The organism is Micromonospora sp. NPDC005305, assembly GCF_040607315.1.
Lineage (GTDB): Bacteria > Actinomycetota > Actinomycetes > Mycobacteriales > Micromonosporaceae > Micromonospora.
The window spans coordinates 162,023-175,571 of sequence record NZ_JBEXGL010000002.1 but is presented as its reverse complement, the minus strand read 5'-3'; the positions used below and the strand labels follow the sequence as shown (position 1 = coordinate 175,571).

Annotated in this window: 15 protein-coding genes and 1 tRNA gene; 4 read left to right on the top strand and 12 right to left on the bottom strand. The window is 74.4% G+C overall.

Annotation, left to right across the window (positions count from 1 at the left end; genetic code table 11):
• Positions 1-261 precede the first annotated feature (261 nt).
• Positions 262-1,035, top strand: a complete 774-nt coding sequence (locus ABZS80_RS03895) for a prepilin peptidase (protein WP_355054321.1) — start codon at positions 262-264, stop codon at positions 1,033-1,035.
• A gap of 15 nt (positions 1,036-1,050) precedes the next feature.
• On the opposite strand, the gene ABZS80_RS03890 is transcribed toward ABZS80_RS03895, so the two are convergent.
• From ABZS80_RS03890 to ABZS80_RS03865, 6 genes are all read right to left on the bottom strand, one after another.
• Entirely contained in the window at positions 1,051-1,680 is a 630-nt protein-coding gene (locus tag ABZS80_RS03890; protein WP_355054320.1) for a phosphatase PAP2 family protein, read from the bottom strand.
• Positions 1,681-1,841: 161 nt separating this feature from the next.
• Positions 1,842-2,318, bottom strand: coding sequence for a hypothetical protein (locus ABZS80_RS03885; protein WP_151461117.1), 477 nt, complete (start codon positions 2,316-2,318; stop codon positions 1,842-1,844).
• Positions 2,319-2,373: 55 nt separating this feature from the next.
• Positions 2,374-2,958 carry an FHA domain-containing protein gene (locus tag ABZS80_RS03880; RefSeq protein WP_225853615.1) on the bottom strand — a complete coding sequence of 195 codons (585 nt, stop codon included), beginning with the start codon at positions 2,956-2,958 and terminating at the stop codon, positions 2,374-2,376.
• Positions 2,955-4,763, bottom strand: coding sequence for a serine/threonine-protein kinase (locus tag ABZS80_RS03875; protein ID WP_355054319.1), 1,809 nt, complete (start codon positions 4,761-4,763; stop codon positions 2,955-2,957). The genes ABZS80_RS03880 and ABZS80_RS03875 overlap by 4 nt, the downstream gene beginning before the upstream one ends.
• Positions 4,764-4,924: 161 nt before the next feature.
• A complete protein-coding gene (locus tag ABZS80_RS03870) occupies positions 4,925-5,347 on the bottom strand; it encodes a hypothetical protein (RefSeq protein WP_355054318.1) in 423 nt (140 codons plus the stop codon).
• Positions 5,348-5,386: 39 nt separating this feature from the next.
• Complete coding sequence (locus tag ABZS80_RS03865) at positions 5,387-5,815, bottom strand: hypothetical protein (RefSeq protein ID WP_355054317.1); 429 nt, start codon at positions 5,813-5,815, stop codon at positions 5,387-5,389.
• Positions 5,816-6,114: 299 nt separating this feature from the next.
• Here ABZS80_RS03865 and ABZS80_RS03860 point away from each other — a divergent pair, with 299 nt between their 5' ends.
• Entirely contained in the window at positions 6,115-7,008 is an 894-nt protein-coding gene (locus ABZS80_RS03860; RefSeq protein ID WP_355054316.1) for a hypothetical protein, read from the top strand.
• 104 nt (positions 7,009-7,112) lie between these two features.
• On the opposite strand, the gene ABZS80_RS03855 is transcribed toward ABZS80_RS03860, so the two are convergent.
• Positions 7,113-7,184: transfer RNA gene (locus ABZS80_RS03855), tRNA-Lys, on the bottom strand.
• Positions 7,185-7,306: 122 nt separating this feature from the next.
• Here ABZS80_RS03855 and ABZS80_RS03850 point away from each other — a divergent pair.
• Together ABZS80_RS03850 and ABZS80_RS03845 are read left to right on the top strand one after the other, a co-directional pair.
• Positions 7,307-7,606, top strand: a complete 300-nt coding sequence (locus ABZS80_RS03850) for a hypothetical protein (RefSeq protein ID WP_355054315.1) — start codon at positions 7,307-7,309, stop codon at positions 7,604-7,606.
• 36 nt (positions 7,607-7,642) lie between these two features.
• A complete protein-coding gene (locus tag ABZS80_RS03845; protein ID WP_355054314.1) occupies positions 7,643-8,725 on the top strand; it encodes an NAD-dependent epimerase/dehydratase family protein in 1,083 nt (360 codons plus the stop codon).
• A 114-nt stretch (positions 8,726-8,839) separates the two neighbouring features.
• On the opposite strand, the gene ABZS80_RS03840 is transcribed toward ABZS80_RS03845, so the two are convergent.
• The 5 genes from ABZS80_RS03840 to ABZS80_RS03820 form a co-directional block, all read right to left on the bottom strand.
• Complete coding sequence (locus ABZS80_RS03840) at positions 8,840-10,030, bottom strand: hypothetical protein (protein ID WP_355054313.1); 1,191 nt, start codon at positions 10,028-10,030, stop codon at positions 8,840-8,842.
• An 83-nt stretch (positions 10,031-10,113) separates the two neighbouring features.
• Entirely contained in the window at positions 10,114-10,863 is a 750-nt protein-coding gene (locus tag ABZS80_RS03835) for a ZIP family zinc transporter (protein ID WP_355054312.1), read from the bottom strand.
• A gap of 39 nt (positions 10,864-10,902) precedes the next feature.
• A complete protein-coding gene (locus tag ABZS80_RS03830) occupies positions 10,903-12,102 on the bottom strand; it encodes a GNAT family N-acetyltransferase (protein ID WP_355054311.1) in 1,200 nt (399 codons plus the stop codon).
• Positions 12,103-12,153: 51 nt separating this feature from the next.
• Positions 12,154-12,873 carry a protein phosphatase 2C domain-containing protein gene (locus ABZS80_RS03825; protein ID WP_355054310.1) on the bottom strand — a complete coding sequence of 240 codons (720 nt, stop codon included), beginning with the start codon at positions 12,871-12,873 and terminating at the stop codon, positions 12,154-12,156.
• Positions 12,874-12,966: 93 nt separating this feature from the next.
• Positions 12,967-13,530 (bottom strand): XRE family transcriptional regulator, encoded by a 564-nt coding sequence (locus ABZS80_RS03820; protein WP_355054309.1) that lies wholly within the window; start codon positions 13,528-13,530, stop codon positions 12,967-12,969.
• Between the last annotated feature and the right edge of the window lie 19 nt (positions 13,531-13,549).

The following is a 13,549-nucleotide window of genomic DNA, read 5'->3' as shown; positions in this document are numbered from 1 at the left end:
AGGAGTGCGTTCACCCGCACGCGACACCCGGTGTCCCGGGCGCGCGTCATCGGGCGGTGGAATGGGGGTCAACCGTCCCTCTGGTCCGATCCGTCCCCCCGGCCCCCGGACCGCCCGACGGCCGCCGGGCGCCGCCCGCCCGGACCGGGCCACCCGACCGCCGGACGCCGGTTTCCGCGCCATCCGTGACACGGCGAGAGATCAGGACTCACTCTGCGTGCTCCAGAGTGGAAGCAGGCGCGGCCGTTCGGGGGAGCCGGCGTGACCGCCGAACGGGTCCGCGCGACCGCACCGACGGCCCCCGCCCGCCGTCCGGGCGTGCGGCTGCTGGCCGCCCTGGCGGTCGTCCCGCTGCTGCGGTTGGCGGTCGCGCGGTACGCCGTACCCCCGGGGGTGCCCGACCGGACGGGCTGCGACGGCTGCGGCGCGCCGATCGGCCTGGACCGGCCGCTGCCGGCGCTCGGGCCGGCGGCCCGCTGCCCGTCCTGCCGGGCCCGGGTCGGCGCGGCGCCGCTGGTGGTGGAGGTGGCCCTGGCCGCCGCGGTGGCGGCGGTGGTGCTCACCGGCGGGCCGGCCGGCACGCGGGCGGCGGTCGCCTGGTGGCTCGCCTGCGCGGTGCCGCTGGCCCTGGTCGACGCGGCGGTGCACCGGCTCCCGGACCGGCTGACCTGGCCGGCGGCGGCCGGGGTGTGGGTGCTGCTCGGTGCGGCGGCGCTGGCCGGGCCCGGCCCGGCGCCCTGGCTGCGGGCCACCGCGGCCGGGCTCGCCCTGGGCGTGGGCTTCGCGGCGACCACCCTGCTGCTCGGCCGGCGCGGGTTCGGCCTCGGCGACGCCAAGCTGGCGCTCGGCGCCGGGGCACTGCTCGGCTGGTACGGCTGGCCGGCGCTGGTGGCGGGGCTGGTGCTGGCGGTCACGCTGTCCGCGGTGGCCGCCCTCGCGCTGTTGGCCGCCCGCCGGGTCCGGTGGTCCAGCCACCTGCCCTTCGGCCCGTTCCTCATCCTCGGCACCGCCGCCACCCTCGTCCTGACGACGTGAGCGCAGGCGAGCGGGTCAGCGCCGCGCGGGCCGGACGGCCGGGCGGGTCGCGCCCCGGCGGACCCGCCGGCGCAGGACGTCGGCCACCGGGCGGGCCAGCACCGGCGTGAGCAGGGTGCCGACCAGGACGCCGAGCAGCAGGCCGGCCGCCACGTCGTGCGGGTAGTGCACGCCCACGAAGGTGCGGGAGAACGCGGCCAGCACGGCGAGCGGGACGGCCACCAGGCCGATCCGGCGGTGCAGCAGCAGTGCGGCGGCGGCCAGCGCGCCCGCGATGGTGGCGTGGTTGCTCGGGAACGACCAGTCGCCGGCCGGCGGGCAGTGCCCGGCCACGATGACCAGGTCGGCCGGGCTGCGGCAGGGCCGGTCCTCGGCGATCAGGGTCTTCAACCCCTCGCTGGAGGCGTACGCGCAGACCACCGCGACCGGGGCGGCCAGGGCCAGCGCCCGGCCCCGGAGGTCACCGCCGACCAGTCGGGCCAGCGCGGCCAGCACCAGCAGGATGCCGAGCAGGACGATCGCCCCCTCGGTGAAGTGCAGCGCGAACCAGTGCACCGGTTCCGGTGTGCGGTCGGCGAACTCGACGATGTCGTGGTACCAGTCGGCACTGACATCCGGGACGTCTGTCACCAGGGCGTCGGTCATGAATCACCTCACCAACTGTTCATACTCCGCTCACCTTGAGGATGGTGGGGGAATGACTGTCGGGGCACCGAAGTCTCAGGCGCCTCTCAGCCGGGTCTGATTCGGTGGCCACGACGTACCGACCTCGGGAGGACCCGCGCCGCACAGCCCTCAGGGCGCGCTCAGGCGGGCGGGGCCGGCTGACTCGGCACGCCCGACATCCGCCCGACGATCTCCTCCAGCGCCTCGAAGGCGTACGCCCAGTTGTGGCACTTGAAGCTGCGCAGCCCCTCGATCGGGGTGCGGCAGTCGGCGCAGTGCACGCCGGGGATGGCCTCGGGCACCTCGGTGTTGACGTACTTGCGCTCGCCGAGGATGACCCGCGCGATCATCCCCCGGTCGTGCACACCGTGCAGCGCCGACGAGACGATGTCGTACCAGTTCACCCGGCGACCGCACTTCGGGCAGTCCGGCTCGTCGCCGCTCACCCACAGCGGGGCGCCGATGCTGCGCGCCGGCATGTTCAGCAGCTTCTCCAGCCGGCGCACGTCCGACTCCGGGGTGGTCCAGCAGTGCCGGCCCGGCAGCGAGGCGGGCGAGTCGTAGACGGCGCGGAACACCACCGGGTCGACCTCCACGGTCTCCCGTCCACCGGTCATCGGTACCTCCTCGGCTCGGCTGGTCCCACCGTCGTACCAGGTGAACGGCCCCGCGTCAGCTCACCGCGCCCCGGCGGACCGCCTCGGCGGCCAGCCGCGCCCGGCGCCGGTCGTCGTTGCTGACCAGGCCGAACTTGTCGTACAGCCGGGTCAGGTGCTTCTTCACCGCGCTCTCGCTGACGCCCAGCGTGCCGGCCAGCACGCGCACCGCCGGCGGCTCCGGGAAGGTGTCGCCGCCGGCCAGGTACGGGCGGCACAGCGCGTCGAGCAGCTCACCCTCCCGGCGGGTCAGCACCGGCGGGGCGGGCGGCGCCTCGACGCCGACGGTCCGCGTGCCGGTGTGCTGCCCGGGGGCCCGGAACACCAGCCGCGCCGGCCCGACCTCCACCCGGTCGCCGTCGTGCAGGGTGCGGGCCTCGCGCAGCGGCGCCCCGTTGACCGTGGTGCCGTTGGTGCTGCCCAGGTCGCGGATGATCCAGCCGGACGGGAAGCGCTCCACCAGCGCGTGCAGCCGGGAGACCAGCCGGCTGTCGATGGGCAGCTCGTTCCCGGGGGCCCGGCCGATGGTCAGCGTGTCCACACTGAGCGGGACGAGGCGCACCGGCCCAGTGCCGTGCACCTCGAACCAGCCGCCGGTCACCGGTCGCACCACGGCTCGGTGGTCGCCGAGGTCACCGCGCCGGAGCGGGCGACGGTCACCGCCGCCGTGGCGGTGACGCACCGCCCCGCCGACGGCCACGGCTCGGTCCACAGCTCGTACGGCTGGCCGGTGGCGCGCTGCCGCGCCCGCGGCCCACCCGCCCGCACGGCCAGGTCGACGGTCCAGGTGCCGCCGCCCGTCGACACGTTGTCCCGGTACTGCTTCCACACCCACACGTACGCCATCGCGGCCCGGCAACCTGGCGACCAGTACTGCTTCACCGAGATGGCACGCAGCCCGCCCGCGTACCCGTAGGCGGACGCGCCGATCTGGTAGGCGTCGGCGTAGCACCGGCCGGGCGGCGCGTCGTCCTGGCCGGCCCGGCGCGGTCCCGCCGTGCCCGCCAGCGTCGTGGTCACCCGCCGGCCGGCCACGGTCAGCTCCAGCACCGCCCGGACCGGCCCGGCCACCCGGGGCACGACGACCAGCCCCACGTCGCAGCCGGCCCCCGGTGCCAGCCGGCGCGACCCGCACGAGTCCTCGACGATCCTCAGCTCACCCCGGGACGGGCCGCCCAGCGTCACCGCGCCCAGGGTCACCGGGTGGTCGGCGCGGTTACGCACCCGCACCAGCCGCTCCGCCGACTCGGCGTGCAGGGTCAGCTCGCCCAGCTCCACCCGCTCGGGCAGGGTCACCGGGGCGGGCGGGGGCGGCGCCTGCGCGTACCCGGTGGCCAGCACCGTCGCCACCGCCACGACCAGGCCGACGGTCCGGCGCAGCGCGTGCCGGCGTACCAGGGAGGGCCGCGCCACCGTGGCGGAGAGGGCGAGGGCCGCGCGGCGGCGGGCGGACAGCGACGGCGCCGGGCCGACCGGTGCGACCGGCCGCGCCCCGGCGTCGGCGGCCACGTCCCCCGGAACGAACGGGGTCACCGGCAGCCCGGCCGCGGCCTGGGCGGCCCGCAGCTCGCCGGCGAACTCCGCCACCGACGCCGGCCGCCGCGCCGGATCCTTGGCCAGCGCGCGCTCCAGCGCCGCGCACACCCCGTCGGGTACGCCCAGCGGGCGCAGGTCCGGCACCGGGTCGGCGGCGATCCGGCGCAGCAGGGTGCCCGTGGACTCCCCGGCGGCGGGTGCGAAGGCCGGCGTGCCCCGGATCCAGTGCAGCACGGTCGAGGCCAGCGCGTAGACGTCGGCGGCCACCGAGGCCGGCTCGCCGCGCAGCACCTCCGGGGCGGCGTGCAGCACGCTCGCGGTGACCGTGCCCCGCGTGCCGTGGCGCTCGGCGCCGGCCCGGGCCTGGCCGAAGTCGGCCAGCTTCGGCTCCCCGTACCCGGAGATCAGGATGTTCTCCGGCTTCACGTCACGGTGCAGGACGCCGGCCCGGTGCGCGGTCTCCAGCGCGCCGGCCACCGCGATCCCGCCGGCCACGGCCGCCCGCCAGTCACCCGCCGTCGCGAGGCGCAGCCGGTCGCCCAGCGAGCCGCCCTCCTCGTACGCCATCAGCAGGTACGGGTTGCCGGCGGCGGTCCGGCCGGCCTGGTGGAGGGTGACGATGTGCGGATGGTCGGACAGCCGGCCCAGGGCGCGCAGTTCCCGCTCGAAGCGGACCCGCGACGGCCCGGCCCAGTCGGCGGCGAGTACCTTCACCGCCACCCAGCGGGAGTAGTCGGCCTGCCAGGCCCGGTAGACGACGCCGAACCCGCCCCGCCCGACCTCGACGGCATCAATGCACCCGGCGATCCCCAGGTCGACGCCGGCGCCCGGCTCGGGGCGGTGCGTCACCGGCTGCTCGCTGTGGACCATCGCCGCTGAATGTTACCGATGCGTCCGGACGACACCCGCCGCTCGGGTCCGCCCTCCCCTGTGGACGCCGACGGCCCGTGCCCCGACCAGGGCACGGACCGTCGACGCGTTGCCACCGGGGCCGGCCGCGCGACCGGCCGGCCCCGCCCCCCTTCCGCGGATCAGAAGTCGTTGTAGAACTTGTAAGCCGCGCACTCGCTCTCGTGGCCGTCCTTGTAACGGCAGAACAGGAAGCCGATGTAGCGCTTCTCCGGCAGGTCGTACTTGCCGCCCTCGCTGGCCCGGTGGGTGGCGCAGTTGCCCTCCCCGCCCCGGGTGAAGGTGTACAGCGTCGGCCCGTACCCGTCGTCCAGGTTGACCCACATCTTCACGGCGTAGCCGTCGGCGTCCGTGTCGCAGATCTTGATGATGTCGCCGTGCTCGGTGAAGTAGGCCTCACCGCTGTAGTCGAAGACGCCGCCGCCGAACGCGTCACCGGTGTTCATGACGTGGTAGGAATCCGACGCCATGGCCGGGCTCTGCAGGCCGACGACGAGCGCGGTCGCTGCCGCCGCCATCGTCAGCGCGGTGCGGGTGAACTTCATGTGGTCCTCTCGGGGTGCGCGGTGGGATGACGGGCGGGGTCAGCAGACCGTGCTGGTCGACCCGCCCGTCGAGTTCAGGTAGCCGGTGACGTGGGTGCAGTGCGCGGCGGTGTTCGCCGGCTTGCCCCACAGCTCCGCCCGGGTCGTGTTGTTCAGCTCGCCCACCCCGTAGTCCGTGCCGCTGTCCGACTCGTCGACGACGTGGACGTACAGGTCCCAGTTCGAGTGGCTGGCCCGGTACTGCTCCCAGACGTAGATGTAGGCGTAGTTGTAGCCACAGCCGTAGTACTGCTTCACCGACGCGGCCTGCACGCCGCCGACCGTGAGCACGCGGGTCGTGCCGATCTGGCGGACGCTGGAGCAGCTCGCCGGCGTGCTGGCCAGCGCCGGGGAAGCGTCGACCACGGCGACGGCGCCGGCGGCGAGGGCCACGGCCGCGGTGGCGAGGGTACGGCGGAGCAACGACATGGAAACCCTGCTTTCTCTCGAGATCCCGTCGTCAGAGAGAAAACCAGGGACGGTGCACGGCCAACAGGTGACGAAGCGGGGAGGGTTTGCTCCCCTCCGCCCGCCCGCGTCATCGATGCGCACGGCGACACCGGCGACAGTGGACGGTGTTCGCGGGGCGGCGCGGAGCGGCCGGACCTGACACCATTGACGTCGCTCGCTGAGGCCGGCACGTGGGGCCGCGAGCACCCGCGATGGGACGCCCGTCGTGGCCGCACAGGAAATCGGGGGAGAATTCGTTGCGTACCAGAATGTCCACTGTGCTCGTTGCGGTCCTCGGCGCGACGGCCGCGCTGTCGGTGGCGGCAGGGCCCGCCCAGGCCGCGTCCGCCCGCTCGACCGCCACGGTCGCCGACCGGCTCGTCCTCGAACCGACCGATCGCGGCTACCGCGGCTCCCTCAAGGTCGACCTGACCTACCGGGGCGCGGAGCCGGGCCGCGCCACCTACGTGATCACGGAGCCGATCCCCGGTTCCTACGAGAACGTCGAATGGGGCGTCAGCTGCTACAGCAGTGGCGACCTGCTGCCCGACCACCGGACCCGGGTCGAGTGCGACGTGCCGGGCGGCGAGCTCGCCCCCGGCGAGCGGCGGTCCTTCACCCTCGACTTCCGGGTGCTCACCAGCCTCCAGTCGCACGCCATGAAGGCCGGTAACGGCAGGTTGGCGGTCAAGGTCGGCGGCGAGGTCGTTGCCGATGAGCCGTTCTCCACCCGCTTCCGGTCCACCAGCGGCACGCTCGCCGACCCCCAGCCCTACGTCCAGGACTCCCAGCCTGACGTGTCCGTGAGCATCACCGGCGGACTGACCCTGGCCCGGCGGCCGGACGGATTCTTCGAGGGCCGGCTGCCGGTGACCGTCCGGTACAACGGCGACGCCCCGCACGACCAGGTGTGGTTCGAGCCGGTGAGTCTGCCGGATGGCATCTGGGAGCCGTGGACCGAGGAGTGCGGCCTCAACTGTGTGCCGGGCGGTGCCTTCATGGAAGGCGAGGAGCGCACCTTCACGCTGATCTTCAGCACGGCGAGTGAGCTGGCGGCCGGTGACCTGGGCGAGGGAAGCATCGCGTTCCGCGCCCTGTCCCGCTACCCCAACGACCTCAACCCGGGGGACAACGTCATCACCTTCCCGGTGACCGTGGCCGGGGCGGCCTGAGGTCCGACCCGCACGGCCGCCCACGCCGAGGCCCGCCCACCTGGGCGTGGGCGGCCCACTGGCCGGGCTCATGTCACGCCCTACAACGCCACCTTGCGCTCGGGTGGGCCGCCAGGGACTCGAACCCTGAACCTATGGATTAAAAGTCCACAGCTCTGCCATTGAGCTAGCGGCCCGTCCGACCAGGCTACCGGAACCCGCCCGCGCGGGCCTTCCGGCTTCCGCCACCTGTCGATCTTCAGACTCCCACCGTCGGCGGACGGGCATGACGACGCCGCGCTGGGGAACCGGGATACGCATGAGGGCGAGCAGCACGGCCGCGGTGGCGGCGTCCAGCGAGGTGGCCGGGGACGACGGGGTTCGCCGCCCCGGTGGCGAGGTCCACGCCTGGCTGCCGGGCCAGAATCAGACGGTCTGCGGGCTCCAGCTCAGCCGGACGCGGCTGCGCCGCTTCCCCCATGTGCCGTTCGACTATTCGAACACCGACGTGCTCACCGAGGCCGACCCCGAGGGTTACGTGTGCCCCCGTTGCCTGGCCGCCACGCAGGGGCGGCGCGAGGGCGAGAAGAGCTGGGCGCGGACGAACCCCCGTCCGTGAGCGGTTGCTGCCCGCTTCAGCGGGTACGGCACCGGTATGCGCATCGTGATCGTGGGGGCCACCGGCAACGTGGGCACGGCCCTGCTGCGCCGGCTGCGGCGGGAGTCCGGGGCGGAGCTGGTCGGGGTGGCCCGCCGGCTGCCCGGGCCGGACGCCGGTGAGCCGTACGACGGGGTGGAGTGGCACTCCTGTGACGTCGGGGCGCCGGACGCGGTGGAGAAGCTGGCCGGGGCGTTCGCCGGGGCGCGGGCCGTGGTGCACCTGGCCTGGCAGATCCAGCCGAGCCACGACCAGCGCACCCTGCACCGGACCAACGTCGGCGGCAGCCGCGCCGTGTTCGAGGCGACCGTCCGGGCCGGTGTTCCCGCCCTCGTGTACGCCTCGTCGGTCGGCACCTACGCGCCCGGTCCGAAGGACCATCCGGTGAGCGAGAACTGGCCGGCGACCGGGGTGGAGACGTCGTCGTACAGCCGGGACAAGGCCGAGGTGGAGGCGTTGCTGGACGGTGTGCGGCGGGAGCGCCCGGAGCTGCGGGTGGTCCGGCTGCGGCCGGGGCTGACCTTCCAGCGGGACGCCGGCACGGAGATCTGCCGCTATTTCATCGGGCCGCTGGCGCCGGTCGGGCTGCTCCGGTACGGCCGGATCCCGCTGGTGCCGACGCACCGGCGGCTGCGCATGCAGGCGGTGCACGCCGACGACGCGGCCAACGCGTACGCCCGGGCGGTGCTGGGTGATGCGCACGGCGCCTTCAACGTGGCCGCGGACCCGGTGCTGACCCCGGAGCTGCTGGCCCGGCACTTCCACGGCTGGACGGTGCCGGTGGCCATCCCGGTGCTGCGCGCGGCGGCGGCGCTGACCTGGCGGGCGCGGCTGCAGCCGGTCGACACCGGCTGGGTGGACCTGGCGTTGAACGCTCCGCTCATGTCCAGCGAGCGCGCCGAGCGCGAACTGGACTGGACCCCGAAGGTCGACAGCGTCGCGGCGCTGAGGGAGCTGTTCGAGGGCATGTCCGACCGGACCGGCACCACCTCCCCGCCGATGTCCGCGGACCCGACCCTCCCCGGCCGCCCGACGGCCCTCCTGAAGGCCCGCCTCCCCGGCCACCGCAACCCCTACTGACCGCAGCCTCGTTGATCAAGAGGTTTGCGTCACCGGGGAGATCGAACCTGACGGAAACTTCTTGATCAACCCGCGAGGCGGGGGCGGGGCGGCGGGGCGGCGGGGAGTGGGAGGTCAGCGCGTTGCGCGGGAGTTGGACACCGTTGGGGGGTGGGCGCCCAGGAAGAAGATGCCGGGGAAGCCCTGGGTCTCGAAGCCTTTGCTGGGGTTTCGGCGGAGCGTGGAGGTCTCGATCTTCATCGTGCCGGTGCGGTTGTTGCTCACGAAGAAGATGGCGCCGCCGCCCTCGTTCGCCGTGTTGTCCTCGATGATCGTGCCGGCGATCCGGACGGTGAACTCGTTGCCGTCGCAGTAGATCGCGCCGCCGCTGCCGCCGCCCGGGCTGCCGGACCGGGCCGGGTTCGCGCCGCTGCCGACCGCCCGGTTGTCGCGGAAGACGCTGTTCAGCACGGTCCAGGAGACGCCGATGCTGCTGGTCGCCGCCCCGTTCGCGCAGACGCCGCCGGTGAAGGTGCTGTTCACCACGTACACCGGCTTGTTGTCGTGCTGGCTGAGCACGCGCAGCGCGGCGCCGCCCAGGTCCGGGCCGGTCCGGTCGCAGCGGTTGTCCACGAAGCGGGTGTTGACCACCTTGAGCCGGCCACCGCGTACGAAGATGGCGCCGCCCCCGCCACCCTCGGTCCGGTCGCCGGTGGAGTTGCCGTCGGCGAAGGTCAGGTTCTGCACCGTGAGCTGCGGGTGGTCCTGGTTCTGGCAGTGCGAGGTGGTCCAGCCCTGGGCCTGGTCGCAGGTGTTCTGGTAGAGGATCCGGCGCTGGCCGCCGCCGCTCAGGGTGACCTTGCCGCCGCCGTCCAGCACGACCCGCGGGCCGTGCGAGTTGACCACCTTCGCGGTCGCCTTCATCGTGATGGTCACCGGGGCCGGGCCGCAGTCGAAGGTGATGATCCCGCCGGCCGCCACGGCCTTCACCACCGCCGCGGAGGTGCAGCTCGCGGGCGTGCCGGTGCCGACCGTACGGGTCGGGCGCGACGTGTCCACGGCCTGTGCCTCGGCGGGCACGGCGGCGTGCCCGGCCGGGTTGCCGGCCCGGAACGCGGCCGCCGCGGGAGTGGCGCTGGGCTTGGCGGTGCCCAGACCGGCCCGGGCGCTCGGGTCGCCGGTCGGTGGCAGCGTCGGGCCGGCGGGGGCGCCGCTGGTCGCGGCGACCGGCGCGGGCGAGCCCGCCGGCTGGTCGCCTCCGCAGGCGGGCAGCGTCGCGGTGGCGAGACCGAGGACGAGGAGGGTGACAGCGGACTTCACACGCACCGCCCGATGCTAGGAGGACCGCCCGCCGCCGCACGACTCCGGCCGGGATCCTTAACCCGCCCCTAAGCCACGCCGTGCGGGCGTCAGGCGTGGGACAGCGCGAACGCGACCAGGAAGCCGAGGACGGTGATCAGGCCGACCAGCAGGTGGGCGTCCTCGTAGGCCTCCGGGACCATGGTGTCGGTGATCATCGCGAGGATCGCGCCGGCCGCGAGCGCCGTGATGCCGGCCAGCAGCGCCGGCGGGGCGCCGCCGAGCAGCGCGTAGCCGGCCAGGGCCGACGCGCCGGAGACCACGGCGATCGCCGTCCAGAGCAGGAAGACGTAGCGGCGGGTCCGGCCGGCCTGGCGCATGCCGGCCGCGCTGGACATGCCCTCGGGCACGTTGCTGAGGAAGACCGCGAGCACCGTGACCAGGCTGACCGGGCCGCCGGCCAGCAGGCTCGCACCGATGACCACCGATTCGGGTACGCCGTCCAGCACCGCGCCGACCGCGATGGCGGCGCCGGAACCGGGGTGATCCTGCTCGGAGGGCTGCTCGTCGCCGGAGCGCTTGCGGTGCCGCGCACCGCGCCGGGCCAGCAGGATGTTCGCCCCCGTGTAGGCGAGCGCCCCCACCGTCGCGCCGATGACCACCGGCCCCAGCCCGCCCTGCTCGTGCGCCTCGGCGATCAGGTCGAAGGAGACAGCCGAGAGCAGCACCCCGGCGCCGAACGCCATGACCGAGGCGATGGCCCGGCGCGGCACCCGCGCGAAGAACCCGACGGCCGCCCCGATCAGCAGGGCAGACCCGGCCACCAGCCCCCAGAGGCCCGCTTCCAACCACTCCGGCACCCGAGGACCCTACCCCCGGCCCGGAGATCGGAAACGGTCTCAGAAGTCGGCGAACAGGTACGGCAGCGCCCGCGGGAAGATCCGCCGCAGCTCGGCGGCCGCCTCGACCGGCACCTCGCCGAGCCCGCGCACCGCCACCTCGGCCGGGTCCAGCACCCCGTACGCCAGGGCGGAGAGCCCGGCGGAGGTGAGCCGCGCGCCCGGCACCGTGCCCGCCGCGGCGGCGTCCGCCGGCAGCACCTCCAGGGTGCCGGTGGTGCCGTCGAGCAGGTGGGTGCCGGCCAGCCAGCGGTCGCCGACCAGCTCGACGGTGACCCGGCCGGTCAGGACCGGCTGGTCGGCGAGCGCGTCGAGGCTGAGCAGCCGGGCCATCGGGGCGGACGAGCCGGGCCGGGACACCCGCGCCTCCACGTGCACGGCGAGGTCGGTGAGCCACAGCTCGGGCAGCTCGTCGGCGGGCAGCTCGACGCTGATCCGCTCGACCTGGTCGACGTGGCGGGCGAAGAACTGGAGCAGCGACGCCCGGGCGTACGGGTCGCCGGCCAGCAGGTCGTCGGCGATCAGCGTGCCGCCGTGGTCGTCGATCCGGTAGGTCACCGCGCCGACCGTCTCGCCGTCCCGGACTGCGGTGACCAGCCAGCGGTCGTCCCGGTCGCGCAGCCCGACCGCCCGGAAGTCAGGGAAGGCCGCGAACCCGTGCCGCTCGCGCAGGCAGCGTTCGGTGTACGCCCGCCACCGCTCGTAGCCGGCGCCGACCCGCTCCCACACCACCTCGCCGGGCAGCTCGGCGCGGAGCAGCGGGGCCAGGTCCGCGGGGGAGAAGACCGCGGTGCGCCGCCGGGGCAGCCCCACGTAGCCGAAGCGCTCGTAGAAGGAGGCGCGGAACGGGTAGAGCGCGGTCAGCTGGTGCCCCTCGTCCCGCATCTCGTCGAGGAGCTGATGCAGCAGCGTGCGCACGTGCCCGCGCCGGCGGGCCAGCGGGTGGGTGGCCACCCCGGCGACGCCGGCCATCGGCAGCACGGCGCCGCGCAGGTTCTGCCGCATGGGTACCGCCGAGACGGAGGCCGCCGTGATCCCGTCCTCCTCGACGATCAGCGTCCGGTTGCCCGCGTTGTACGGCAGGTACGCGCGGAACTCCTCGGTCCGCGACACGGCCATCGGCGATGTCTCGAAGGCGTACGCCTGGAGCGGGAAGCTGGTGGTCAGACGTTCCTCGGCGGCCAAGCGGCGAATGCGCATCCGCTCATCCCAACCCGAGGGACCGGGCGGCGCAACCCGAATCGGACCGGCTCAGGCCTCGGTGACGTCGGAGACGATCACGGTGACGTTGTCCGGAGCGCCGGCCTGGTGGGCGAGTTTCACGAGCTGCTCGCCGCACTGCTGCCGGTCGCCGTAGGTGACCAGGGCCGAGGTGATGGCGGCGTCCTCCACGTAGTCGGAGAGGCCGTCGCTGCACAGCAGCAGCCGGTCGCCGGCGAACACGGTGAGCACCCCGACGGCCGGCGGTGCGTCGGAGCCCTGCACCGCCCGGGTGACGAGCGAGCGTTGCGGGTGGTGGCGGGCCTGATCGGGGGAGAGTGCGCCCTGGTCGACGAGTGCCTGCACGAAGGTGTCGTCCCGGGTGAGCTGGGTCAGCTCGGTGTCCCGCAGCAGGTAGCAGCGGGAGTCGCCGACCTGGGCGAGGACCAGGGTGTCGCCGGCGAGCAGGGCGGCGGTCAGCGTCGTGCCCATGCCGTCGCGCGCCGGGTCGACCGTGATGGCCGCGCGGATGCGCTGGTTGGCGGTGCTCACCACGGCGCGCAGGGCGTCGGCGGCCTCGTCCGGAGCCGTCGGCGGGGTCAGCTCGTCCAGGATGCGGATGACGATCTCGCTGGCCACCTCGCCGGCGGGGAGGCCGCCCATGCCGTCGGCCACCGCCACGAGGCGGTCACCGGCGAGGGCGGAGTCCTCGTTGTTGGTCCGGACGAGGCCGACGTCGTTCAGGATGGCCGAGCGGAGGATCAGCGTCATGGGGACAAGCTTGCCAAGAACATCGGGTCCGCGTCTCTACGCATTGCTGGGTCTGCTGAAAGAAATGTCGCCCACTTGCACACGCGGTATGTATCAACCATCCATTGTGGCCGCTCGCGGGTAGCGCAGCAGCAGGCTCGCGCGGACCTCCTCGTCGCCGACGGCCGCGTAGCTGTGCGGCACGTCGGAGGTCCAGCGGAGGTACGCCCCGGGGCCGGCGGTCCCCGGGGCGTCCACCGGGCCGGCGCGGAGCACGCCGGCGAAGACCGTGACGTGTTCGGTGACGCCGGCCTGGTGCGCGGGGGAGAGCTGCGCCGGACCGGGGCTGACCCGCATCCGGTAGAGCTCGTAGGTCGCGTCGGTGTCGCTGAAGACCTCCAGCAGGGTGGCCCCCACGGCGGCGCCGCGGACGGTCGGCGTCTCCGCCGGTCCGGAGAGCACGGCGGTGAGCGGCACGCCGAGCTGGGCGGTGATCGCGTACAGGGTCTCCAGGGTGGGGTTGCGGGTGCCGTTCTCCAGCCCGGAGAGGGTGGCCTTCCCGACGCCGGCCAGCCGGGCGAGCGTGGACAGGGACATCCCCCGCTCCTCGCGGAGGGCGCGGATCCGCCGGCCGACGGCTTCGGCGGTCCGGTCACCGGCTGGTGGGGCAGCTGTCATGGGGCTATGGTGCTACATC